This window comes from uncultured Algibacter sp. (assembly GCF_947487605.1).
Taxonomy (GTDB): Bacteria; Bacteroidota; Bacteroidia; order Flavobacteriales; family Flavobacteriaceae; genus Algibacter_D.
Genome location: NZ_CANKXK010000007.1, coordinates 30,047 through 53,641, shown reverse-complemented (window position 1 = coordinate 53,641; position 23,595 = coordinate 30,047). Strand labels below are relative to the sequence as shown.

24 protein-coding genes are annotated in these 23,595 nt (G+C 32.5%); 14 read left to right on the top strand and 10 right to left on the bottom strand.

The genetic code is table 11. The features are described 5' to 3' along the window. Positions 1-95 precede the first annotated feature (95 nt). The 8 genes from Q0739_RS09510 (at position 96) to Q0739_RS09475 (ending at position 4,866) form a co-directional block, all read left to right on the top strand. Entirely contained in the window at positions 96-1,091 is a 996-nt protein-coding gene (locus tag Q0739_RS09510) for a helix-turn-helix domain-containing protein (RefSeq protein ID WP_298238488.1), read from the top strand. An 83-nt stretch (positions 1,092-1,174) separates the two neighbouring features. Then, positions 1,175-1,678, top strand: coding sequence for an ArsR family transcriptional regulator (locus tag Q0739_RS09505; RefSeq protein ID WP_298238487.1), 504 nt, complete (start codon positions 1,175-1,177; stop codon positions 1,676-1,678). 59 nt (positions 1,679-1,737) lie between these two features. Next, positions 1,738-2,127 (top strand): DoxX-like family protein, encoded by a 390-nt coding sequence (locus Q0739_RS09500; RefSeq protein ID WP_298238486.1) that lies wholly within the window; start codon positions 1,738-1,740, stop codon positions 2,125-2,127. After that, the gene (locus tag Q0739_RS09495) at positions 2,111-2,836 is read left to right on the top strand and encodes a DUF2071 domain-containing protein (RefSeq protein WP_298238485.1); all 726 of its coding nucleotides are present in this window, start codon (positions 2,111-2,113) and stop codon (positions 2,834-2,836) included. Before Q0739_RS09500 ends, Q0739_RS09495 begins: the two co-directional genes overlap by 17 nt. Next, positions 2,827-3,576, top strand: coding sequence for a methyltransferase domain-containing protein (locus tag Q0739_RS09490; RefSeq protein WP_298238484.1), 750 nt, complete (start codon positions 2,827-2,829; stop codon positions 3,574-3,576). Before Q0739_RS09495 ends, Q0739_RS09490 begins: the two co-directional genes overlap by 10 nt. A gap of 11 nt (positions 3,577-3,587) precedes the next feature. Then, positions 3,588-3,983, top strand: a complete 396-nt coding sequence (locus Q0739_RS09485; protein WP_298238483.1) for a hypothetical protein — start codon at positions 3,588-3,590, stop codon at positions 3,981-3,983. A 63-nt stretch (positions 3,984-4,046) separates the two neighbouring features. Beyond that, positions 4,047-4,601 (top strand): sigma-70 family RNA polymerase sigma factor, encoded by a 555-nt coding sequence (locus Q0739_RS09480; protein WP_298238482.1) that lies wholly within the window; start codon positions 4,047-4,049, stop codon positions 4,599-4,601. Position 4,602: 1 nt separating this feature from the next. Continuing rightward, positions 4,603-4,866, top strand: coding sequence for a hypothetical protein (locus tag Q0739_RS09475; protein WP_298238481.1), 264 nt, complete (start codon positions 4,603-4,605; stop codon positions 4,864-4,866). Here the strand turns inward: Q0739_RS09475 and Q0739_RS09470 are convergent. Next, positions 4,863-5,675, bottom strand: a complete 813-nt coding sequence (locus tag Q0739_RS09470) for a hypothetical protein (RefSeq protein WP_298238480.1) — start codon at positions 5,673-5,675, stop codon at positions 4,863-4,865. The two genes, Q0739_RS09475 and Q0739_RS09470, sit on opposite strands and share 4 nt — an antisense overlap. Positions 5,676-5,807: 132 nt before the next feature. On the opposite strand from Q0739_RS09470, the gene gcvP reads away from it, so the two are divergent. The 4 genes from gcvP (at position 5,808) to Q0739_RS09450 (ending at position 11,299) form a co-directional block, all read left to right on the top strand. After that, positions 5,808-8,657, top strand: coding sequence for an aminomethyl-transferring glycine dehydrogenase (gene gcvP / locus Q0739_RS09465; RefSeq protein ID WP_298238479.1), 2,850 nt, complete (start codon positions 5,808-5,810; stop codon positions 8,655-8,657). A 102-nt stretch (positions 8,658-8,759) separates the two neighbouring features. Continuing rightward, positions 8,760-9,818 carry a ketoacyl-ACP synthase III gene (locus Q0739_RS09460; protein ID WP_298238478.1) on the top strand — a complete coding sequence of 353 codons (1,059 nt, stop codon included), beginning with the start codon at positions 8,760-8,762 and terminating at the stop codon, positions 9,816-9,818. 74 nt (positions 9,819-9,892) lie between these two features. Continuing rightward, the gene (locus tag Q0739_RS09455) at positions 9,893-10,414 is read left to right on the top strand and encodes a methyltransferase (protein ID WP_298238477.1); all 522 of its coding nucleotides are present in this window, start codon (positions 9,893-9,895) and stop codon (positions 10,412-10,414) included. 24 nt (positions 10,415-10,438) lie between these two features. Next, positions 10,439-11,299: a glycosyltransferase family 2 protein gene (locus Q0739_RS09450; protein ID WP_298238476.1), complete on the top strand. Its 861-nt coding sequence runs from the start codon at positions 10,439-10,441 to the stop codon at positions 11,297-11,299. 142 nt (positions 11,300-11,441) lie between these two features. Here the strand turns inward: Q0739_RS09450 and Q0739_RS09445 are convergent, their stop codons facing one another. The 3 genes from Q0739_RS09445 to pafA all read right to left on the bottom strand — a co-directional run bounded on the left by Q0739_RS09445 (position 11,442) and on the right by pafA (position 16,404). Beyond that, positions 11,442-13,835 carry a T9SS type A sorting domain-containing protein gene (locus tag Q0739_RS09445; protein WP_298238475.1) on the bottom strand — a complete coding sequence of 798 codons (2,394 nt, stop codon included), beginning with the start codon at positions 13,833-13,835 and terminating at the stop codon, positions 11,442-11,444. A gap of 96 nt (positions 13,836-13,931) precedes the next feature. Continuing rightward, positions 13,932-14,741 (bottom strand): DNA/RNA non-specific endonuclease, encoded by an 810-nt coding sequence (locus tag Q0739_RS09440; RefSeq protein ID WP_298238474.1) that lies wholly within the window; start codon positions 14,739-14,741, stop codon positions 13,932-13,934. A gap of 1 nt (position 14,742) precedes the next feature. After that, a complete protein-coding gene (pafA, locus tag Q0739_RS09435) occupies positions 14,743-16,404 on the bottom strand; it encodes an alkaline phosphatase PafA (protein WP_298238473.1) in 1,662 nt (553 codons plus the stop codon). Positions 16,405-16,512: 108 nt separating this feature from the next. Between pafA and Q0739_RS09430 the strand changes: the two genes are divergently transcribed. Next, positions 16,513-17,250, top strand: a complete 738-nt coding sequence (locus Q0739_RS09430; protein WP_298238472.1) for an ABC transporter permease — start codon at positions 16,513-16,515, stop codon at positions 17,248-17,250. After that, positions 17,250-18,017 (top strand): ATP-binding cassette domain-containing protein, encoded by a 768-nt coding sequence (locus tag Q0739_RS09425; RefSeq protein ID WP_298238471.1) that lies wholly within the window; start codon positions 17,250-17,252, stop codon positions 18,015-18,017. The genes Q0739_RS09430 and Q0739_RS09425 overlap by 1 nt, the downstream gene beginning before the upstream one ends. Here the strand turns inward: Q0739_RS09425 and Q0739_RS09420 are convergent. The 6 genes from Q0739_RS09420 to Q0739_RS09395 form a co-directional block, all read right to left on the bottom strand. Beyond that, on the bottom strand, positions 18,014-19,480 hold the full coding sequence (locus Q0739_RS09420; RefSeq protein WP_298238470.1) for a DUF389 domain-containing protein: 1,467 nt from the start codon (positions 19,478-19,480) through the stop codon (positions 18,014-18,016). The genes Q0739_RS09425 and Q0739_RS09420 overlap by 4 nt on opposite strands. Before the next feature lie 2 nt (positions 19,481-19,482). Continuing rightward, the gene (locus tag Q0739_RS09415) at positions 19,483-20,562 is read right to left on the bottom strand and encodes a mannose-1-phosphate guanylyltransferase (RefSeq protein WP_298238469.1); all 1,080 of its coding nucleotides are present in this window, start codon (positions 20,560-20,562) and stop codon (positions 19,483-19,485) included. After that, the gene (locus Q0739_RS09410) at positions 20,555-21,163 is read right to left on the bottom strand and encodes a SprT-like domain-containing protein (protein ID WP_298238468.1); all 609 of its coding nucleotides are present in this window, start codon (positions 21,161-21,163) and stop codon (positions 20,555-20,557) included. Before Q0739_RS09410 ends, Q0739_RS09415 begins: the two co-directional genes overlap by 8 nt. An 84-nt stretch (positions 21,164-21,247) precedes the next feature. Next, a complete protein-coding gene (locus tag Q0739_RS09405; protein WP_298238467.1) occupies positions 21,248-21,883 on the bottom strand; it encodes an HAD family hydrolase in 636 nt (211 codons plus the stop codon). A gap of 3 nt (positions 21,884-21,886) precedes the next feature. Then, positions 21,887-22,570, bottom strand: coding sequence for an SDR family oxidoreductase (locus tag Q0739_RS09400; protein WP_298238466.1), 684 nt, complete (start codon positions 22,568-22,570; stop codon positions 21,887-21,889). Further along, entirely contained in the window at positions 22,563-23,495 is a 933-nt protein-coding gene (locus tag Q0739_RS09395) for a M28 family peptidase (RefSeq protein ID WP_298238465.1), read from the bottom strand. The genes Q0739_RS09400 and Q0739_RS09395 overlap by 8 nt, the downstream gene beginning before the upstream one ends. Between the last annotated feature and the right edge of the window lie 100 nt (positions 23,496-23,595).

Genomic DNA, 23,595 nt, shown 5'->3' with positions numbered 1-23,595 from the left:
AAAATACTAAACCAATCAGCATGGTCAAAAATGACACTTTAAGGTGTTGTTTTCGACAAATAATAATAGTATTTTAGTCTGCAAAAATCATAAAGATGAAACATGTAAGCATTCTAGTACCAAAAGCTAACGCCATTTTGAGTAGTATTGTTGGACCATACAAAATATTTAGCAGTGTAAATCATTTCTTTTTGCAATCTGGTAAAAGTGATGCACCCCTTTTTGATATAAACTTAGTAGGTATTGATGAAAAAACGGTCTTGTATGATGGTGCTTTTTCAATACACTGTACGGCAACAATAGAGCAGATAGAGAAAACAGATTTAATTATTATTCCAGCAGTGCTACCTCAATTTGTACTTCAAGAATTAGAAGTAAATTATGATTTTGTTGCATGGATAAAAAAACAGCGATTATTACATAATGCAGAAATTGCGAGCCTTTGCATGGGTGCATTTTTACTAGCCGAAACAGGTTTGGTAAACCATAAACAATGCACAACACATTGGGCGGGTATTGAACTGTTTAAACAGCGTTATCCACAAATTAATATAAAGCCTGAAAAAATTATTACCGATGAAGAAGGAATTTATTCAAGTGGAGGCGCATATTCTTTCTTAAACCTTATGGTTCATCTGGTTCAAAAATATTGTGGTAAGGAGGTTGCCATTTATGTATCTAAAATGTTTGAAATAGAAATAGATAGAGACAACCAAAATCAGTTTGCTATTTTTAAAAGTCAAAAAGAACATTCTGACACATCGATAAAAAAGGCACAAACTTATATTGAGGCACACATCTCAGATAAAATATCAATTGAAGAACTTTCGAAAAAACTCGCAATAAGTTCTAGAAATTTTATTCGTCGTTTTAAAAAGGCTACAGGTAATACTCCTTTAGAATATATTCAGCGTGTAAAAATAGAAACTGCCAAACAAGAATTAGAATCATCTCAAAAAACAATAAACGAAATAATGTTTGCAATTGGGTATTCTGACACCAAAGCCTTTAGAGGTTTGTTTAAGCGATACACTGGCTTAACTCCAGTAGCTTATAAACAAAAATATAACAGAGAATTGGTTAGCTATTAAAACATATGAATTAATTAATAATTCTAAAAAAATAAACTTTCAGTAATTATTGAAAGTTTAGAAATTATTTATATCTTTGTGTCATGGAATATCAAGAAGCAAAAGAAAAATTTATTAATACTTGGGGAAGTTTGGGGACGTTATGGGGTATCAATAAAGCGATGGCGCAGATACAGTCTTTACTTTTTATTTCAACAAAACCATTATCTATGGAAGAGATTATGGAGGAATTGAAAATTTCTAGAGGCAACACAAGTATGAATTTGCGTCAGTTAATGGATTGGGGAATTGTTACCAAAGAAATTATTCGAGGTGAACGCAAAGAGTTTTTTACTACTGAAAAAGATGTTCAAGAATTGGCTCGAATAGTAGCAAAAGAACGTAGCCGAAGAGAAATAAAACCTGTTATTAAAGTTCTAGAAGACGTCTCCTCTATTAAAGATGATGGTACAGCAAAAACAAAAGAATTGATAAAGCAAACCAAAGCTTTAAAAGACCTAACAGACGATTTGGATACTTTAATGAATAAGCTCGTCAACCAAAAACAAAATTGGCTAACAAAGTCGGTTTTTAAGTTGATGAAGTAGAATACTATTTTTTTAAACATAACTTTCAATATTTTCTGAAAGTTTAATAACTATGTATAATGAAAAATACACTAAACATTTTTATAGCTCTTATATGGCTCATTAATGGATTGTTTTGTAAAGTTTTAAATCTTATTCCTAGACATCGAGAAATAGTTTCAGAAATAACAAACTCTAAATATTCTAAAGAAATAACAATAATGATTGGAGTTCTAGAAATACTCATGTTCTTTTGGATTATATGCAAAATACACCCAAAACTAAATGCCTCAATTCAAATAGGAATTATTGCTCTAATGAACATTATAGAATTCATAATGGTCCCACATTTATTATTGTGGGGACGATTAAATAGTGTTTTTGCACTACTGCTAATTCTTATTATCTATTTAACAAATTATCATTTAAATAACCCCTTCAAAACTAAACACCATGCTTTCAACTCTTAAAAATCATCCATTTGCGGTAGAAGCATTTTTTGAAAACTCAACAGTTTTAACTTTTGCCGTACCAAAAGAAGAACTAGAATCTTTAATTCCTGAATGTTTAGAACTAGATACATTCAATAATAAGTGGGCTTTTATTGCTGTTGCTATGGTTCAAACTAAAAACCTTAAACCAAAAGGAGCTCCTTCTTTTTTAGGGAATGACTTCTTCCTAATTGGCTACCGCATTTTTGTTCGTTATAAGACAAGTACTGGAAAACGCTTAAGAGGTTTATACATTTTAAAGTCGGAGACAGATAAAAAAAGAATGGCTTTTATTGGAAACATATTTACGCATTACAACTATACATCAACTGATATAAATATTGATGGAGAAGAGATGAGTTCCATAAAATCAAATTTCAAAATTAAATTGAATTCTAAAAAGGACATTATTGTCCTACCTAGTAAATCTCCATTTTCAAATTGGAAAGAAGCTAGGAGATACGCAGGACCATTACCGTTTACATTTACTTACAATAAAGACACAAAAGAAGTTTTAATTATTGAAGGTGTAAGGCGAAATTGGAAACCAAACCCAATACATGTTGAGCATTACAACATTGAGTTTTTAAATGAATTAAAATTGAATCACATGGTTCTAGCAAATGCTTTTAAAATTAATAACATTCCGTATTACTGGAAAAAAGGTAGAATAGACTTATGGAACTAAAAAGAAAACCATTTCAAGGCGTATTAAATATCTTGAGTTTTAACCGTCATTTTTACGTGATAGGATTAAGTATGATTGTATTGCTCTTATTGAGCAGGCTATTAATTGACTGGAATATTATATTGTTTTGGACAATAGTCATTTCTTTTTTATATGGCTTAATTATGCCTTTGATTGTATCTGCATATGTTTATGATTTTTCGGGGTATTATAACTTTAAATGGTTAAAGGATTTGAACATCTTAAATTCCAATAATAAACACATCGTTAATATTAATGCAGGATTTGATGAAACAAGTTTTATTTTAAAGAGTAAGTTTCCAAATACCAACTTACAGGTTTTTGACTTTTATAATCCTGAAAAGCACACAGAAGCTGCCATTGTTAGAGCCAGAAAAGTTAGTTTACTATATCCTGATACCAAACAAATGACAACTAGTGCCATTTCTTTAAAAGATAAATCGGTTGATATGGTTTTTCTTTTGTCTGCAGCTCATGAAATTAGGTCAAACAAAGAAAAAATATCATTTTTAAAAGAGTGTAAACGCATCTGTAAACCAAATGCACAAGTGATTTTAGTTGAACATTTAAGAGATATCCCTAACTTTTTTGCTTTTTCAATTGGTTTTACACACTTTTTCTCAAAGAAAACATGGATAAACGCATTTAAAAGTGCTGGGTTTAACTCATATACTGAAACTAAATTCACGCCTTTCATGTCTATTTTCAAATTCAATTAAACCAATAAACTATGACTATTCATTTACAAATAATTGGTTATTTACTCATTGCATTAGCCATAATTCATATCGCTTTTCCGAAATATTTTAGTTGGAAAACAGACCTTGAACTCATGAGTTTAATAAACAAACAACTGTTTATAGTACACACATTTTTTATAGCACTTACTGTTGCTTTAATGGGTTTACTTTGTGTCATTTCATTTAAAGAACTTACAACAACGCATCTTGGTAAGACCTTATGCTTAGGTCTTGCAATATTCTGGGGGATACGTTTAATCTTTCAACTTTTTGTGTACTCACCAAAATTATGGAAAGGTAAAAGATTTGAAACTTTTGCTCATATTTTTTTTACCTTACTTTGGATATATATAACTGTTATATTTTTATACATTTATTACAAATAAAATCGATTATTAGTAATTCATTTTTTTACCTTATTTTTGGTTTTCAAAAAACATTTGCCTTAAATGCCAAAACACGAAATAAATCCTAATAAATGGATTGATTTATATTCCGATTATCTATTCAACTATACTATTTCCAGAGTTAGTGATAGAGAAATCGCTCAAGATTTAGTTCAAGACACTTTTTTGGCAGGTTTAAAATCGATGAAAAACTTTAAAGGTGAGGCTAGTGAACGTACTTGGCTTATTTCGATTTTAAAACGAAAAATTATTGACCATTACCGTAAAATAAATTCTAAAAAAGGAAAAGCAGAAGTTAGAATAACCTATAATGGAGACTCAGAATCTGAAGGAGATTGGTTAGAAGAACGAGTTGCAGACCCATTCGACAAAAATGCTGAGGATAAATTGCAAAATAGTGAGCTAGCAGATGCTATTCACAACTGCTTAAGCAAGCTTCCACAAAAACAAGCAGACGTTTTTAAGATGAAAACAATTTTAGGTCATGAAACCGAAGTTATTTGTAATGAATTAAATATTACGGCGTCTAACCTTTGGGTAATTATTCATAGAGCGCGAACTGCTATGGCAAGTTGTTTAAAAGAAAATTGGTTTTAAAATGAGTAGTAAACTAAAAATTACAATACCATGCGACGAAGCTAATCATGTTTGTGATAAAACACAATACAAGGAGGCTACCTTATGGGAAAAAATAAAACTAAATATACATTTACTTTATTGTAGAGCGTGTAGAGAATACACTACTAACAACGCTAAACTAACCAAAAAAATTAAAGAATCTAAAGTAGACTGTCTGGATAAAAAGTGTAAAGAATCCATGAAAAAAGAGTTAGACCAAGCCATCAACGAGCAATCTGCTTAAGGCATTAATAACAATAAAACAAGCCACAAAATAGGCAATCCTTCTACCCAAAAAGAACTATAATATTTCCTTTGATTAATTTTAGAAAAGTACAAGAACAATCCTGTTATTGCTGACATAAAAACTAAAATTAAAATTCTTTGCACTGTTAATTCATCTTTAAAAAATTCCAACAGCACAAATAGCATTAATAATAGTAGTCCCAGATACCTTGTACGATTGACCCCCATTTTCTGAGGGATGGTAGCCAAAGTTAAACTATCATATTTCAAATCTCTAATTTCAAACGGTAACATTAAAACCAAAACAAATATAAAGCGTTGTAACCCTATAATCATAACATCAGTACTTATACCATAACTTTCATTAATCACTGGAATAAATACAGTTACGCCAACCCATACTAAACCAATTATATAAATTTTTAATCCCCCAATGTGTCGTAAACTTTGTTTCGACAAAAGAGGAATAGCATACAAAAGAGTTAAAACAGCAAAAACACCAATACAAACTAGTGTTTCTGCTTTTAATAGAAGGCCATAATAGCACATTAATAAAAAACAAATTACTGACAATAATTGAATGCATTTTAACCAATTTGCAAGCTGTCTATGATGAAATTTTGCAATACCAAAATACTTCACAAAATTATAGCCTGTAATCGAAGCATAAAAAACAAAATATAATACAGGTTCATTATACTCTAAACCTAATTCTAATAGGGTAATCCATGTTAACGAAAAAACTGCTAATGCTACATGAATACTACTATTTATATAAAAATTAAAAAGCTGTTTTATTAACTTCATTTAGCAAATGTAACTATCCCTTTTTTATTAGTGTTGATAACGTTCGTGAATAGTTAAAAACTTTCCGTTTTACGCAAAATAATGCACTAAATATTGCGTATTTTTGCGAATTATTTAATCAATTTTATTGTAATGAATACAAACGCCTTTGCATTGCGTCACATTGGTCCTAGAGAAGAAGACCAAAACCTAATGTTAAAAACCCTTGGTTTAGACTCTTTAGATCAGCTTTTATATGAAACTATTCCCGATGATATTCGTCTAAAGGATGACTTAAATTTAGATGAACCAATGACAGAACATGAGTATCTATTACATATTCATGAGTTATCAAAAACAAATAAAGCACGTAAAACATATATTGGATTAGGCTATCACCCTACGGTTCTGCCAGCTGTTATTCAAAGGAATATTCTAGAAAATCCAGGATGGTATACTGCTTACACGCCATATCAAGCTGAAATTGCACAAGGAAGATTAGAAGCCTTATTAAATTTTCAAACCATGGTTATTAATTTAACAGGAATGGAAATTGCTAACGCATCTCTTCTAGATGAAAGCACAGCTGCTGCAGAAGCTATGAGTTTGTTATTTGCTGTTAGAGAACGAGACCAGAAAAAAGCAGGTGTTAACAAATTTTTTGTTTCAGAAAACATTTTACCTCAAACTTTATCACTTCTAGAGACTAGAGCAAATCCAATAGGAATTGAATTAATTATTGGAAATGAAAATGATTTTAATTACTCATCAGAATTCTTTGGAGCTATATTACAATATCCAGGAAAAGATGGTCAAGTAACAGATATAAAAACGTTTATTAGTAAAGCCAATGAAGCTCAAATTAAAGTAGCAGTTGCAGCCGATATTTTAAGTTTAGTGAAACTCGAAGCACCGGGTAAATTTGGAGCCGATGTCGTAGTTGGCACAACTCAACGATTTGGGATTCCAATGGGATATGGTGGCCCACATGCTGCATATTTTGCTACTAAAGAAGCATACAAACGTGATTTGCCAGGACGTATTATTGGTGTAACAAAGGATGCTAATGGAAATAGAGCGCTACGTATGGCATTACAAACACGAGAGCAACATATAAAACGTGCCAAAGCGACCTCTAACATTTGTACAGCACAAGTTTTATTAGCCGTTATGGCGAGTATGTATGGAGTTTATCATGGCTCTAATGGATTGAAGTTTATAGCAAATGATGTTCATAACAAAGCAGCATCTTTAGCTCAAGCTTTAGAAAAATTAGGTTATAAGCAAATTAATACTTCTTATTTTGATACACTACAAATAAAAACAAAGGCAAAAAAAATAAAAAAAGTGGCATCTGAAAAAAAGGTGAATCTATTTTACCCAAATTCAGATACTGTAACTATTTCTATAAATGAAACAACAACTTTACGCGATATTAATTACTTGATTTTAATTTTCGCTGAAGCCGCCAATAAAGAAACCATTGTTATTTCATCTATTGAAAAAGCAAATAACATTTCGGAAAACGTTCAAAGAAAATCAGATTTTTTAACAGATGCTGTATTTAACACCTACCATTCAGAAACCGAATTAATGCGTTATATAAAATCTTTAGAACGTAAAGATCTAGCCTTAAATCATTCTATGATCTCTTTAGGCTCTTGCACTATGAAGCTAAATGCTGCTTCAGAAATGCTACCCTTAAGTTGGTTTAAATGGGGGAATATTCATCCATTTGCACCATTAAAACAAGCAAAGGGTTATTTAACTGTTTTAAAAGAACTAGAAGATCAATTAACAGAAATAACTGGTTTCGCCGCTACTTCATTGCAACCAAATTCTGGTGCACAAGGTGAGTTTGCTGGACTTATGGTTATTAAAGCCTATCATGAATCTAGAGGTGATGGTCATAGAAATGTTTGCCTAATTCCATCGTCTGCTCATGGGACTAACCCTGCAAGTGCTGTTATGGCGGGCATGAAAGTTGTAGTTACAAAATCCACGGAAGAAGGCAACATAGACGTTAATGATTTAAGAGAGAAAGCAGAATTACATAAAGATAATCTTGCTGCATTAATGGTGACCTATCCATCAACCCACGGTGTTTATGAATCGGCAATAAAAGAAATCACACAAATAATTCATGACAATGGTGGTCAGGTTTATATGGATGGAGCTAATATGAATGCTCAAGTGGGGTTAACGAACCCTGGAAGTATTGGGGCTGATGTTTGCCACTTAAATCTACACAAAACATTTGCCATTCCTCATGGAGGTGGTGGTCCAGGTGTAGGCCCTATATGTGTTGCTAAACAATTAGTTCCTTTTTTACCTGGAAACCCATTAGTGAAAACTGGTGGATCTAAAGCTATTTCAGCTATTTCGGCCGCTCCTTTTGGTTCGGCACTTGCCTGCTTAATTTCCTATGGCTATATAAAAATGCTTGGCGCAAAAGGATTAACAGAATCTACTAAAATTGCCATTTTGAACGCCAATTACATTAAGCACCGTTTACAAGGCAGCTTTAACACCTTGTATTCTGGTGAACAAGGCAGAGCAGCACACGAAATGATTATTGATTGTCGTCCTTTTAAAACACATGGTATTGAAGTTACAGATATTGCTAAGCGTTTAATGGATTACGGTTTTCATGCACCTACAGTTTCTTTTCCTGTAGCAGGAACCATGATGATTGAACCTACCGAAAGTGAAAGTAAAGCTGAAATAGATCGCTTCTGTGATGCTATGATTTCAATTAAAAAAGAGATTGACAACACATCTAAAGATGATTTGAATAATGTTTTAAAAAATGCACCTCATACTTTAAATATGATAACTGCAGATGAATGGTATTTCCCATACTCCCGTGAAGAAGCAGCATTTCCATTAGACTACGTTAGAGATAATAAATTTTGGCCAAGTGTAAGGCGTGTTGATGATGCTTATGGAGATAGAAATTTAATTTGCTCATGTACACCTATAGAGGCTTACGCAGAAGCATAAATAAAGGTTTGAACATCGTAAATTAAACGCAAATTACTTGAGCCTTAAATTAAAAGAAATTATATTGCTTGTATTATATTAATTAATGGCAATTTTCGATTTATGAATATTAAAATAACAGGGACTGGAAGTTATATTCCTGCTAATGTTGAGAAAAATGAAGACTTCTACAATCACGAATTTTTAAATAGTGATGGTTCTAGTATAAATGCTCCTAACGAAATTATTGTAAAAAAGTTTAAAGCTATTACTGGTATTGACGAAAGGCGTTATGCCAAGAATCATTTAAACACCTCAGACATTGCTTCTTTTGCTGCTGAAAAAGCAATTGAAAACGCTAAAATAGACCGCGAAGATTTAGATTATATAATTGTTGCCCATAATTATGGAGATGTTAGGCATGATAGTAACCAAAGCGATACGGTGCCTAGTATTGCCTCAAGAGTAAAACACCTTTTGCGCATTAAAAACCCAAAATGTGTAGGTTACGATTTACTTTTTGGATGCCCAGGTTGGGTTGAAGGCTTAATACAAGCTAATGCATTTATAAAATCTGGAATTGCAAAAAAATGCCTCGTAATTGGTGCCGAAACACTTTCTAGAGTTATCGATCCGCACGACAGAGACTCTATGATTTATAGTGATGGCGCAGGTGCTGCTGTATTAGAATCTACAAGTGACGAAGGCGGTATAATTACTCACAACTCAGCTACTTTTGCATTAGATGAAGCTCATTTTATATACTTTGGAGAAACCAACAATCAAGAAATAAATGATAGTTGTAGGTACATAAAAATGTATGGCCGTAAAATTTATGAGTTTGCGCTTACCAATGTGCCTTTAGCAATGAAATCTTGCCTTGACGAAAGTGGAATTGATATTTCTGAAGTTAAAAAAATATTAATCCATCAAGCAAATGAGAAAATGGATGAGGCTATTGTAAAGCGTTTTTATGAATTGTACGACAAAGAAATGCCTAATGGTATTATGCCTATGTCTATTGGTAAACTAGGGAATTCTAGTGTTGCAACAATACCTACTTTGTATGATATGATTTTAAATAATTCTATGGAAAATCAAGAAATAAGTAAAGGCGACATCATTATTTTTGCAAGTGTAGGAGCTGGGATGAATATTAATGCTATTGTTTATAAGCAATAACATATTTATTAATTATTTGAGATTTCCGTCCCAATAACTGTCTGGATTACGGAAATAAAAAACAGAATGATTTAATGTACGAAAAAAGCTTTCCTAACAAACGCTTTAAGCATACCATTCAATTTTTAGAAAAGCATATTTCAAATACCCAAACTATTTTAGATTTGGGTATTGTAAATCCGTTCAGTAAAATCATGCAAGATCATGGTTATAAAGTTGAAAACACAAATGGGGAAGATTTAGATGAAGACACCTCAACAATATTAAATTCTAAGGCTGAAGTTGTAACAGCTTTCGAAATATTTGAGCATCTATTATCTCCATATACGGTTTTAAAATCTATTCAAGCGGATAAATTAGTAGCTAGTATTCCACTAAAATTATGGTTCTCATCGGCATACAGGAGTAAGACAGATATGCTAGATCGTCATTATCATGAATTTGAAGACTGGCAATTCGATTGGTTATTGGAAAAAGCTGGATGGAAAATTATAGATAGACAAAAATGGACCAACCCAACTAAAAAAATTGGTATTCGCCCAATTTTAAGATGGTTTACACCTCGATATTACATTATTTATGCTGAAAGAGTTTAACTTTATATTTTAATATTAAACCCTTTGGATTTTTACATCATCATTCCTGCACATAACGAAGAGAGTTCTATTGGACTCACGTTAGACTCGCTAACAAATCAGACACTTTTACCTAAGCGGGTAGTTGTTGTTAATGATAACTCGACTGATAATACACAAGACATTGTAGAAGCCTATGTTGAAAAGTACAGCTGGATTTCATTAATAAACAATATATCATCTAACCAACATTTACCAGGTACAAAAATCATCAATGCTTTTTACAAAGGGTACGATTCATTGGATAATAATTATGATGTAATTTGTAAATATGATGCCGATTTAATTTTTCCTAATAATTATTTAGAACAACTTTCTTTTCATTTTAATAATGATAAAGAATTAGGTATGGCATCTGGGTTCTGCTATATTGAGAAGAATAGCGATTGGGTATTAGAAAATTTAACACGTAAAGATCATATTCGAGGTGCTTTAAAAGCATATAGGAAAGCATGTTTTCTCGAAATAGGAAAATTAAAACCATCTATGGGTTGGGATACCGTAGATGAATTATTAGTTAAATATTATAAATGGCATATTTTAACCGATGAATCCCTTCATGTAAAACATTTAAAACCAACAGGGATAAGCTATAATAAAGCTTCTAAATATTTACAAGGAGAAGCGATGTACAAAATGCGCTATGGTTTTATTATCACCTTACTATCTGCTTTAAAATTAGCCTATAAAAAAGGTAGCTTTCACCTTTTTATAGATTATATGGCAGGTTACTTTAAAGCAAAAAGAGAAAAAATAAAATTCTTGGTTTCTGAAGACGAAGGTAAGTTTATACGAAATTTACGTTGGAAAGGGATACTAAACAAAAAGAGGCTGTCTAAAAAGTAAATTCGATGCCATATTGAGCTTGTCGAAATATTTTTAACTTACTAATAATCAATATCGGTTTCGACAGGCTCAACCTGACAAATCAAATTACAAAGTCTTTTTAGACAGCCTCTTTTTTATTTATATAATAATAATTCCTAGTTTAGTTTACTACTAATCTCTTTATTGTGCTTTCACCAGTTTGTTTATCGGTTACACGCATAAAATAAAGACCGTTTTCATAAGTACTAATATCTAATGTTGCTCTTTTACTTGAAGAGCTATAATCCTTATTGCTCAGTTGAACGTTTCTTAAATTATAAATACTAACGTTTATTTCATTACTGCTAAACCCTGAAAATTGAACATTTACAGAACCTTTAGCTGGATTTGGAAACAAACCTACTTTACTTGCACTTGGTGCAGTTCTGGTAACAGTAATAGCATTAGATAAACTAAAACATCCTGATAAACTTGAAACAAGATGATCGCCTTCAGGTGGAGCTTCTGTTCCTGTTAAACCATCTTCATAACTTAAATGCCATACCTTACATATACCAGCAGGAGCTTCATCAAAATTAACATCGGCATAATTAGCTGGTAACCCAAGAATGATAGTTCCATCTTCATTTGTAACAACCCAAGCTGAGTTTGTTCCAACGTTTCCTTCAAGTGTAATCGCACCTGCAGGAATTTTATCTTCTGTACCGTCACCTACCGTAAAATCGAAATTATTATCTGTTCCGCCTGTTAGTGTTCCTCCGTTCGGCTTATTTCTTATAACCATTATAGGGTTAGTTAAGGCAAAACACCCAGTTAAATCTGAGGCATTCTCAACTCCATCAAAACTTACATTGTCTTCATAGCTTAAATGCCACACTAAACATGTACCTGCTGGAGCTTCATCAAAATTAGCATCCGAATAAGTTCCTGGTAAACCTAATATCTTACCATCTGTATCTGTCACAACCCAAGCCGAATTTGTTCCACTATTTCCAGAAAGTGTAATAGCTCCTTCTGCAATATTATCTGCTTCACCATCGCCTACACAAAACTCAAATGGACCACCCTCTAAAGTACCGCCAACTGGTTGAGCATAACGTTTTACTTCAATTGGATTGGTTAATGCATAACAACCCGTCAGGTCATTTGCATTCTCTACAGTTAAATCCACATTGTCTTCGTAGCTTAAATACCATATTAAACATGTACCTGCTGGAGCTTCATCAAAATTAACAACATAAGGACTTGGTGGCGTCCCCAATATTTTTCCCTGGTCGTCCGTTACAACCCAGGTAGAATTTGTACCACTATTTCCAGAAAGTGTAATAGCGCCTTCTGCAATATTATCTGCTTCTCCATCTCCTACACAAAATTCAAATGGACCACCCTCTAAAGAACCGCCAACTGGTTGAGCATAACGCTTTACTTCAATTGGATTGGTTAAAGCATAACAACCTGTTAGATCATTTGCATTTTCAACACTTAAATCCACATTGTCTTCGTAACTTAAATACCATATTAAACATGTCCCTGCTGGAGCTTCATCAAAATTAACAACATAAGGACTTGGCGGTGTTCCTAATATTTTTCCTTGATCATCCGTCACAACCCATGTAGAATTTGTACCGCTATTTCCAGAAAGTGTAATAGCGCCTTCTGCAATATTATCTGCTTCTCCATCACCAACACAAAATTCAAAAGGACCTCCTTCTAAAGTTCCTCCAACTGGTTGTTGGTATCTATTTACTGTAATAGGATTCGATAATGCAAAGCAACCTGTTAACTCACTAGCATTTGTAATATCTAAGCTTACATTATTTTCATAACTTAAGTGCCAAACTAAACATGTACCTGCCGGAGCTTCGTCAAAATTTACAGCATAAGGCGATGGTGGTAAACCTAAAATATTTCCATCAGAATCAGTAACAACCCAAGCAGCATTAGTACCCATATTGCCAGAAAGGGTAATAGCGCCATCTGCAATATTATCTGCTTCTCCATCACCAACACAAAACTCAAAAGGGCCTCCTTCTAAAGTACCTGCGGTTGGTTGCTGAAATCTTTCAACCATAATAGGTTCAGATAAGTGAGACCTACCTTTACCATTACCTTTATCAGTTACTTCATCAATATGTAATTTAAACTTTCCTTGACCTGAAGGGTCAACTAAGGGCTTCATACCATTATAAGAAAGATGATAAATATAACATATCCCTACTCCTGCTCCATCAAAATTCACATCGGAAGGACTATCTGGTAACCCTAGAATATAGCCTTCTTCATCTGTGATAATCCATTGTTTTAATCGTCCTGAGGCATTCTCAAGCACGACGTCCACATAATCAGCTTCACCATCACCAACACAAACACTGGTATAAGTTTCGCCATCAATAAACGTAATTTCGCCGCCATAAACAGTTGCATTTTCGTTTGCATTAGAATTTTGAGCTGAAACTAAACTTAAAGCTCCTAAAAAGAATGTAGCTAAAAATAGATAGGTTTTTATGGAATTTACAATCTGATTTGGGGAATCATTGTGTACTTTTTCTTTCATAACTATCTGATTTATAATTTTATATACAAACATAAATTACAAAATCTTTATAAAATGTTAGCTATCTAACATTTGAACTACAAATATTCTCGTTTATTAGTAAAGACTCCAAGCTTTATAATTGCTTGAGGCTTCCAGTGTATTTTCTAAAGTGTTTTCAAGGTTTGGAAAGAAATCGATTCCAGTGAGCTTTTCTATATAATCTACCGGTACAACAAATTCTGATATGGGCTTTTTAGAATCTTGATGTGGCATCAAGAATCCAATCATTTTAACCTTACCTGAATTATTATCTAATACTATTTTATAAAATTGATTTGGGACAGATACATATTCATCTCCAATAGTCTCCATATTACCTTTTAAAACACCTCCAGTAACCACAAAAACCCCATCATGCATTCGAGTCCAATACCTTATTTTCTGTTCCAACCTATTCCAAATACCAGAATTAAATTGATGTTCCATCGGGCTAATATTACTCGTTAAAAAAGTTTCGTCATGTGCTACTTGACTATACCGTTTGTCTCCGGCAGGACATAAATGTCCACGATCATACCCTGAATTTTTATAATTACGCCAATGGGCTGCACCTGTGCTTACAGCTTCATCAATTTCAAAATATGGGCGTTTATGATTTGTGTTTGAAAGATGTGATTTCTTTAGTTCATATGCTACCCACTCTGCTTGTTCATGTGTTTCACTATAAGATAACGAATAACCTTCGTGGTGTATAACGAGTCCTGTTGTACTTGCTGGAAGAAAATAAGAATTTGTGTCTTTTTTTTCAGCTTTACCAGTTTCTACAGCTACCTGAACCTCCTCTTCTTTTAAAAAATGTTCGTATCCGTAAACACCTAATAAAATTAGTACTATAATGATTGTATAAAGTGTTTTCTTGCTCAATTTAATTTAACACAAATTCCAAAGGTTGACCAATGCAGCCATTTGGAAAACTAATTCCTAAAAGTGCAGACATGGTCGCTGCTATATCTGTAATTTCTGTTTTTTGATAAGTTTGCCCGTGTTTAATACCCTTCCCAAAAAACAATAAAGGTACGTGGGTATCGTAATTTAAACCACTCCCATGGTTTGAGCCTGTTTTTTTATAAGAGATATATGCTATTTCTTCTAGAACCAATACATCGCCTGAACGCTTTTGGTTATAGCCGTTTTGAAGCAGTTCTTCCAAACCTTTGGTAAAAGAAGTTGAGTTTATTGTTTTTGCTGAATATGCTTTATAAATTCCTTCATAAGTAATTATTTCATCTACTATTGTCTCCTCTACATATCCTAAACTCAAACCTAACTTCTTGATTTCACTTCTATTTAAAAATATTTGATTATAACTTATATTTTCAATTAAACTGTCGGACTTAAATGTATCTTTCATAAATGCCCTAAACTTCTTTTTAGTCTCCTCTTTATTTAAGTATCCTGATGGAATTTTTACACTTTGTAAATAAGACGGCACATTAATAGCACCATGATCGGCAGTTAAAAATACGGTATAAAGACCTTTGCCAACTTGAACATCTAAGTACTTAAATAAACGTTCTAAATCTTTATCCAAACGCAAATAAGTGTCTTCAATTTCTTTAGAATTTACTCCAAAATTATGGCCTACATAATCCGTACATGAAAAACTAACCGTTAAAACATCAGTAATATTATCCTTTCCCAATTGTTCTCCCATAATTGCTGCCAAGGCAAAATCTGTAATCATACTATTTCCGTAAGGTGTAGACTTTAAAATATCAAAACCTCCATTCTGTGTTTTTAGTTCATCCAATGGATATGGGAAAGTCGCTGACTCTTTTCCTTTAAAACCACCTTCAAAAATATTTAAATCTGTACCACTTTCTGTATAGGTTCCAATATCGTAAAGTGTATTCCAATCTTTTAGATAAGATTTGACTGAGTTAGTAGCATTAAAATCATTTACCCATTTTGGCAACTTATTCATATAAAAAGAACTAGAAACCCAAACACCTTCATCTTGACCATGAAACCAATAAGCCCCATTCGCTGTATGACCAGCTGGCAAAATAGCTCCGCGATCTTTAATTGAAATACCAATAGTTTTTCCTTTCATTTGAGTAAATAATCTGTTTTCATCGGCAAATGTTGTTGTTTTCATTCTATGTGGCGACATTTTTCCAGAAGACGCATTTGTTCCAACAGATTGCACAGAATCATCTCCAGAACAATACACCATTTTTCTTAATTCCTTACTATACCAATTATTCCCAATAACTCCATGATACTTGGGTGTCGTTCCCGTGTAAACAGAAGCATGCCCAGGACCAGTATATGTTGGTACATAATTAAAATGGTTGTTCTTGCAATTAAAACCCTCACGCATCATTCTTTTAAATCCACCTTCACCATATTTAGAATAGAATCTAGTTAGATAATCATAACGCATTTGATCTACTACAATCCCTACGACAAGCTTAGGTTTATTCGTGTCCTTATTGTCATTTTTCAAATCATTAGCAGCATCTTGAGCTTTACATGAAAAACTTGAAATAACTACAAATACTAATACTATAACATTTTTAAACATAACCTGATTAATTATATCACCAAAAATACATATTTTAAAATATCATAATTCAAATTTAAGGTTAAATACCTGCAAGTTTTTTTTACTTTAGCACTAACAAATTTTCGTATGAGTTACCTCCATAATATTGGCGTCTATTTTTTAATGATTGCAGAGATGTTTCGCAAACCAACCAAGTGGTCTGTAATGCGAACATTAATATTCAAGGATATAAACGATTTAATTATAGGTTCATTAGGCATTATAGCATTTATATCATTTTTTGTAGGTGGTGTTATAACAATACAAACAGCCCTTAATATTGACAACCCACTTATTCCTAAATACCTCGTTGGTTTTGCTACAAGACAATCTATTATTTTAGAGTTTGCTCCAACATTCACATCTATTATTATGGCTGGAAAAGTAGGATCTTTTATTACATCAAGCATTGGAACCATGAGAGTTACAGAACAAATTGATGCTTTAGAAGTTATGGGTATTAACTCTTTAAACTATTTAGTTTTTCCAAAAACTATCGCTTTAATGCTATATCCTTTTGCTATTGCTATCGGGATGTTTTTAGGTATTCTAGGAGGCATGGCAGCATGTGTTTTTGGAGGTTATTCAACATTAGCAGATTACATATTAGGTATACAGACAGATTTTGATAACTTTCATGTAATATATTCATTTATAAAAACCTTTGTTTTTGCATTTGTATTAGCCACAATTCCTTCTTTTCATGGGTATTATATGAAAGGGGGCGCTCTTGAGGTAGGTAAAGCAAGTACAACCGCTTTTGTTTGGACAAGTGTTGCCATTATTCTTATAAATTATATATTAACAGATATGATGTTAGGCTAATGATAGAAGTAAAAAATTTGCATAAATCGTTTGGAGATGCCCACATATTAAAAGGCATAAGCACTTCTTTTTCAAAAGGAAAAACTAACCTTATAATAGGCCAAAGTGGTTCTGGTAAAACAGTGTTTCTAAAATGTTTATTGGGATTATTTGATTATGAAGAAGGATCTATTTCTTACGATGGTAAAATTTTTTCTAAACTAACAGAAGACCAAAAACGTAATTTAAGAGCCGAAATTGGCATGGTATTTCAAGGTAGCGCTTTATTCGATTCTATGACAATTGCAGAAAATGTGATGTTCCCATTACAAATGTTCACTAAAATGAATAAAAGTGAAATGGAAGATCGCGCCAACTTTGTTCTTAAACGTGTTAATTTACACGATGCACATAAAAAAATGCCGAGTGAAGCTTCTGGAGGCATGCAAAAACGTGTTGCTATTGCTCGTGCGATAGTAAACAACCCGAAATATTTATTTTGCGATGAACCAAACTCTGGTTTAGATCCAAAAACGGCTATAGTTATTGATAATTTAATCCAAGAGATTACAGATGAATATCAAATAACAACCGTTATTAATTCGCACGACATGAATTCTGTAATGGAAATTGGCGAAAAGATTGTGTTCTTAAAAGATGGACATAAAGCTTGGGAGGGCTCAAAAGAAACCATTTTTAAAACCGACAACGCTGTTGTTACAGACTTTGTTTATTCTTCTAACTTGTTTAAAAAGGTTAGAAAAATGTATATAGAAGAGAATAGTTAATTAACTCTTCTAACGACCAAAGTATCTAGATCCAATTTAAACTTAAGCCACTTTTCAAGTTTTTCCTTATCCTTTTTTCTTAGCTCTTCTTTTGCTAAAGAATCCACCCATTTTACTGAAAACACTGAAAGCGTATCCATTTTTAAAAAGTTAGAATTAATTACATTTGCATAAGAAAACTGCTCAATAGTTTCATAGTTTATTTTTACTTCTTCTAACAGTTCGTCTAAAGCCACATAATTTTTTTCTAACTTAGATAATTGCTTTACTTTACTTTCAAGAAAAGCTATTTTTTGAGTTTGCGATAATAAATCTAAAGAGTCTCGTGTGCGTAGCTCTTCCATATATTTGAAATTATCTAAATTTTTAGATCGATTCTGATTAACTACTAACTGTGTATTTTCTAAAGCACTATAATCCTTCATTCTACCCTGTAATAAATCGATTGTAGAATCTGGAATTTCATCCAGACCAAAGGTGTTTAATTCTATTAAAGACACACCTTTTCTATCATACTTATATGAGACATTATTTTTTAAATAATCTGCATGAGGTAAGGCATCTAGCTCGCTTTCTACAAAATTTCTAGCATCTCTTGAAAAGTTACTTTCATTTAAAACATTAACAAAAGTCCAAACAGCAGGAATCATAACAACGACTGCCAATAAAGTTGCCATTCTAGAAATAAATTGTCTCTTTTTAGAATTTACATATTTAAGCATTGGAAAACGTAAAACCTTTAAAACTATAAAGGTCGCCATAGCTATAAAAATGGTATTAATTGTAAATAAATACATGGCGCCTAAAAAGTAATCCCACTTCCCTTTAGCTAGTCCATAACCCGCAGTACATAATGGAGGCATTAATGCTGTAGCAATTGCTACACCAAAAATAACCGAGGCAATGGTACCTCGTTTTGTTCTTGCTATAATCAATGCTAAACCACCAAAAAAGGCAATTAAAACATCTCTAATATCTGGTTGCACTCTACCTAAAAGTTCTGAGGTATCTTCACTTAATGGAAACAACCAAAAGAATAAGAAAGCTGTTAACAAACTTAAGGCAATCATAGTAGCCAAGTTTATTAATGAACGCTTAAGCGTATCAATATCATTAATTGCAATAGATAATCCTACTCCTAAAATAGGCCCCATTAAAGGAGAAATTAACATGGCACCAATAACTACTGCTGTGGAGTTTGCATTTAAACCTACCGATGCAACAAAAATTGAGCAAATTAAAATCCAAGCTGTCGCACCTTTAAAAGAAATATCCTCTTTTATTGCCTGTATAGTTGCATCTCTGTCGGTATCTTCTCGAAAATCCAGTAATTCACTAAAAAATGTCTTAACACTCTGCAATAAACCTTGAGCATCTTTTCTAACAGCTTGTTTTGAAGCTTCAACCGTTTGATCTTTTTTTGTCTCTTCTTCAGAAAAATTGAATTTACTTTCTTCGCTCATAATTAGCTGTATTGCTCTCCAAACTTGTCTTTAACTTGCTGGAGTGTTTTCTTAATATCTTGTTCCTTTGACTTAGGAAAGATAAGTAAAACTTCGTCTTTATCAACAATAATATAATCACTCAAGCCATCAACTACTACTATTTTATCGTCTTTAGTTCTTATCATATTCCCTGAAGCATCTTCTACTAATGTTCTCGAATTTACAACAGCATTCCCCGATGCATCCTTGTCTAATTTATCATATAAACTACCCCAAGTTCCTAAATCATTCCAATCAAATTCAGCAGCAATCACATAAACATTAGTTGATTTTTCCATGATGGCATAATCCACCGAAATATTTTCTGCTTTTGGGTAATTATCTCTTATAAAATCGTCTTCAAAATCAGTGTTGTAAACCGAAATACCATTTTCAAATAGCCTATATAATTTAGGTTGGTTATTCTGAAAAGCTTCAACCACACTTTTTACACTCCACATAAAAATTCCTGCGTTCCATAAAAAATTACCTTGAGCAATAAACTCTTTTGCTGTTTCGTAATCTGGTTTTTCTCTAAATTGATTTACTGGCTTAATGCTTGAAGAATTTGATTTATCAAATTCGATATAACCATAGCCTGTATTTGGAAATGTAGGCTGAATGCCTAAAGTCATAAGTGCATTATGCGCTGAACAAAAATTGAAAGCTTGCTGTACATTTTTTGAAAATGCTTTTTCATCTTCAATCCAATGATCACTAGGTGCTACAATCATAATAGCATCAGGATTTTCCTTTTGAATTTTTAATGATGCATACAAAATACAAGGCGCTGTATTTCGCATTGCAGGTTCTAAAACTACTTGTCGTTGTTCTACTTCGGGCAATTGTTCTAAAACCAAATTATTGTAACGCTCATTAGTTAAAATAAAAATATTTTCTTTTGGAATTAAATCTGCTAAACGCTGAAACGTTTTTTGTATTAGGGTGTCGCCAGTTCCTAACATATCATGAAACTGCTTAGGGAAATCTTTTGTACTTACTGGCCAAAATCTAGACCCTACACCTCCTGCCATTAATATGGCGTAATAATTTTTATTCATTTTTATAGTTTATCAATTCTACCTCAGCATTGGGGTTAAACAAATATAGCCTTCCTGTTTTAACCTCAATACATTCATAACGCTTAACTCTTTTTTTTCCCATTTTAAATACTTTGCCATTGTACAATTTAAAAATACCTTCAAATGGTATTTGATAAATATAAGTCTTATCATTAGGTTCATCAAATTGTTTTAAAGCTAATGCTAAATTAGTATCTGTATCACTACTTGCCTTTGGGTTTTTAAAGTGTCTTGCTAGCAATGGTAATATATTGTTTGGAAATATTTCTGGATTTATAAAAGGCAACATTAAATGCTGAAATGTGAGCTTCCACTCTACACCATGAGGTTTTATAAACCTACCATAGGTTTTATAAGACTCAAAATGAGCAATTTCATGAATTAAAGTGATTAAAAACCGATAAGGATTTAAATTTGAATTAATTGTGATTTGATGCTTCCCGTTTGGGAGCGATTTATAATCTCCATGACGTGTTTTACGTTCCTTTTTTATTTTAACAATAAGATTCTCGTGCTCTAAAAGGTTTAAAACTGAAGGCATTGCGTTTATTGGAATATATTCTTGAAGCTGGTTTTCCATTACTGCTAAAATAGTAGATTTATTGAAAACACAAACTTGATTTTTCTTTGACTTTGTCAGAAAAAAAATAACTTCGTCCAAAAATCAAATCATCCCTAAAAGTGAATCCATACTATTAAATGTCTTGGTAGCTAAAGCTTCAAGTTCATTATTATAATCGTGTTCTGTATAACCAAAAACATCAAAACCGCCTACTTTTGCTGCTTTAACCCCAGACACACTATCTTCTATAACTAAACATTCGTTTGGTTTGAATCCCATGGTTTTGGCTGCCCAAAGAAAAATATCAGGTTCTGGTTTCCATTTTTGGATGGCATAACAACTAAAAATATTAGTTTCAAAAAAAGGTAATAAGCCTGTAATTTCAAGATTCAATCTTATTTTATTTTCTGGCCCGCTTGATGCGACACAAAATGGAATATCTAAATTTTCAACAACGTCTTTAATGCCCTTTATAGGCTGAATACTTTTACGAAATGCTTCAAACGTATTAATACGGTAATCTTGTTCAAAGTGAATTGGTAATGGATTATTAATACGCTTGGAAATTACATCCATACATACATTAAGTGCCTTTCCTTTTAAACTAATAAGCGACGCTTCAAAATCCATATAGGCACCCAAATCATTAGCCATATCTACTAAAACCTTTATAGCTATAGATTCACTATCAATTAAAACACCATCACAATCAAAAATGATGCATTTGTATTTACTCATAAATCAGGGCGTAGAATTAGAAACTTGCAGCAGTTTTCCGTTGTAATATTTATTCCCATTTAAAGAAAAATCAAAAATATACTCAGCCATTTCTATAGCTGTTGTTGGTGCTTCATATCCCGGAAAAGCTTCTTCTAACATTTCGGTTTGTACAGCTCCTAAAGCCAGTACATTAAATGATATCCCTGAATCTTTATATTCTTCTGCTAACAACTCCGTTAATGTAATTACTGCCGCTTTACTAGAACTATAAGCTGCTAATCCAGGAAACTTCATACTACCTTGTACGCCTCCCATAGAACTTATGGTAAGTACATGACTGCTAGGTTTCATAAAAGGCAATACCACTCGCGTTAATTCAGAAACGCCATAAACATTGGTTTTATATACACTCTCAAAATCTTTAATGGTAGTTTCGGCAAATGGCTTATTTAGAAGTGCTCCCGCATTATTGATTAAAACATCAACATGCTGCCATTCTGTTTTTATAAAATCTTCAACTTTTTTGTACGCTTCATTATCATTCAAATCAAAAGAAAAGCAAGTCACGTTTTCTAATTTTAAGTTTTGAATAGGGGTTTCATTCCGCGAAAGCGCCAATACTTTATGTCCTGATTTGGCAAACAACTGCACCAATTCAAAACCAATGCCTCTGCTTGTGCCTGTAATTATGATGTGTTTACTCATTGTTCATTTTAATTTCTTTTGAAGCTGAATTCACCATACCTTCAATAGCGGGAATCATTGTATTAATAAATTGAGTCATGTGATTAAAATCCATTTTATCAACCTCATCATCTACATGATGATAATACTCAAAATTAGTAAAATCGAATGTAGAAATGGCATGTGCTGGCACCTTAAATTCATTGTAAAAAGGATAATTGTCTGAACGCATAAACAAGTTGAAAGATTTTGCCTTTGGAAAGAAGCCTATATTTTCTGAACCTATGTAACTATTAAGTTTTTTAGCCATATTTGATTTTTCGTAACCAGACATGTAAGCCATAATCTCGTTTTTAGCTCTAGGAACACCAATCATTTCAAAATTAATCATGGTATATAGATCAATACCTTTTTCTTTTAAACGTTTTGCAAGATGCTCTGAACCTTTCAAGCCCATTTCTTCTGCAGAATACAGCGTAAATAACATACTTCGCTTATTACTTTTTGTTTTAGCAAAATAGTTAGCCCATTCCATAACCGCTACTGTTCCAGAAGCATCATCATTAGCACCATTAGCAATACTATCTCCATTTACCGCTTTTATAGTGCCAATATGATCGTAATGCGCACCAAGGATCACAAATTCGTTTTTTAATTGGGCATCATTCCCCTCAATATATCCAACCACATTGTATCCTATAATATCTTCTATATTAAATGTATCTCTATAGGTTTCAAAATAGGGTTCTACCTTGTTTTTCTTGAAATAGTTCTCAATAAAAACAGCTGCCTTTTCAATACCTTTTGTTCCTGTATTTCTACCTTCTAATGCATCGGAAGCTAAATATTCTAAATTAGCTTTAACGTTTTCCTTTACAACAACAACTTTCTTGGAACCACAAGCTAACAGTGTAGTAAACACTAAAAAACCTAATAATCTCATCATAAAATTTTAAAAAATTAAAGATACAGAAATCTACTTTATAAAACATTTAACTTCTAATTTACTTATTAATTCCTACCTTGGTGGTACCATCACATCTAGC

Coding starts and splice junctions, on each gene's coding strand:
- Q0739_RS09490 (WP_298238484.1), top strand. CDS start 2,827: ATGGAACTAAAAAGAAAACCATTTCAAGGCGTATTAAATATCTTGAGT.
- Q0739_RS09425 (WP_298238471.1), top strand. CDS start 17,250: ATGATAGAAGTAAAAAATTTGCATAAATCGTTTGGAGATGCCCACATA.
- Q0739_RS09480 (WP_298238482.1), top strand. CDS start 4,047: ATGCCAAAACACGAAATAAATCCTAATAAATGGATTGATTTATATTCC.
- Q0739_RS09445 (WP_298238475.1), bottom strand. CDS start 13,835: ATGAAAGAAAAAGTACACAATGATTCCCCAAATCAGATTGTAAATTCC.
- gcvP (WP_298238479.1), top strand. CDS start 5,808: ATGAATACAAACGCCTTTGCATTGCGTCACATTGGTCCTAGAGAAGAA.
- Q0739_RS09510 (WP_298238488.1), top strand. CDS start 96: ATGAAACATGTAAGCATTCTAGTACCAAAAGCTAACGCCATTTTGAGT.
- Q0739_RS09495 (WP_298238485.1), top strand. CDS start 2,111: ATGCTTTCAACTCTTAAAAATCATCCATTTGCGGTAGAAGCATTTTTT.
- Q0739_RS09505 (WP_298238487.1), top strand. CDS start 1,175: ATGGAATATCAAGAAGCAAAAGAAAAATTTATTAATACTTGGGGAAGT.
- Q0739_RS09475 (WP_298238481.1), top strand. CDS start 4,603: ATGAGTAGTAAACTAAAAATTACAATACCATGCGACGAAGCTAATCAT.
- Q0739_RS09470 (WP_298238480.1), bottom strand. CDS start 5,675: ATGAAGTTAATAAAACAGCTTTTTAATTTTTATATAAATAGTAGTATT.
- Q0739_RS09410 (WP_298238468.1), bottom strand. CDS start 21,163: ATGGAAAACCAGCTTCAAGAATATATTCCAATAAACGCAATGCCTTCA.
- Q0739_RS09405 (WP_298238467.1), bottom strand. CDS start 21,883: ATGAGTAAATACAAATGCATCATTTTTGATTGTGATGGTGTTTTAATT.
- Q0739_RS09395 (WP_298238465.1), bottom strand. CDS start 23,495: ATGATGAGATTATTAGGTTTTTTAGTGTTTACTACACTGTTAGCTTGT.
- Q0739_RS09400 (WP_298238466.1), bottom strand. CDS start 22,570: ATGAGTAAACACATCATAATTACAGGCACAAGCAGAGGCATTGGTTTT.
- Q0739_RS09420 (WP_298238470.1), bottom strand. CDS start 19,480: ATGAGCGAAGAAAGTAAATTCAATTTTTCTGAAGAAGAGACAAAAAAA.
- Q0739_RS09500 (WP_298238486.1), top strand. CDS start 1,738: ATGAAAAATACACTAAACATTTTTATAGCTCTTATATGGCTCATTAAT.
- Q0739_RS09455 (WP_298238477.1), top strand. CDS start 9,893: ATGTACGAAAAAAGCTTTCCTAACAAACGCTTTAAGCATACCATTCAA.
- Q0739_RS09430 (WP_298238472.1), top strand. CDS start 16,513: ATGAGTTACCTCCATAATATTGGCGTCTATTTTTTAATGATTGCAGAG.
- Q0739_RS09460 (WP_298238478.1), top strand. CDS start 8,760: ATGAATATTAAAATAACAGGGACTGGAAGTTATATTCCTGCTAATGTT.
- pafA (WP_298238473.1), bottom strand. CDS start 16,404: ATGTTTAAAAATGTTATAGTATTAGTATTTGTAGTTATTTCAAGTTTT.
- Q0739_RS09415 (WP_298238469.1), bottom strand. CDS start 20,562: ATGAATAAAAATTATTACGCCATATTAATGGCAGGAGGTGTAGGGTCT.
- Q0739_RS09485 (WP_298238483.1), top strand. CDS start 3,588: ATGACTATTCATTTACAAATAATTGGTTATTTACTCATTGCATTAGCC.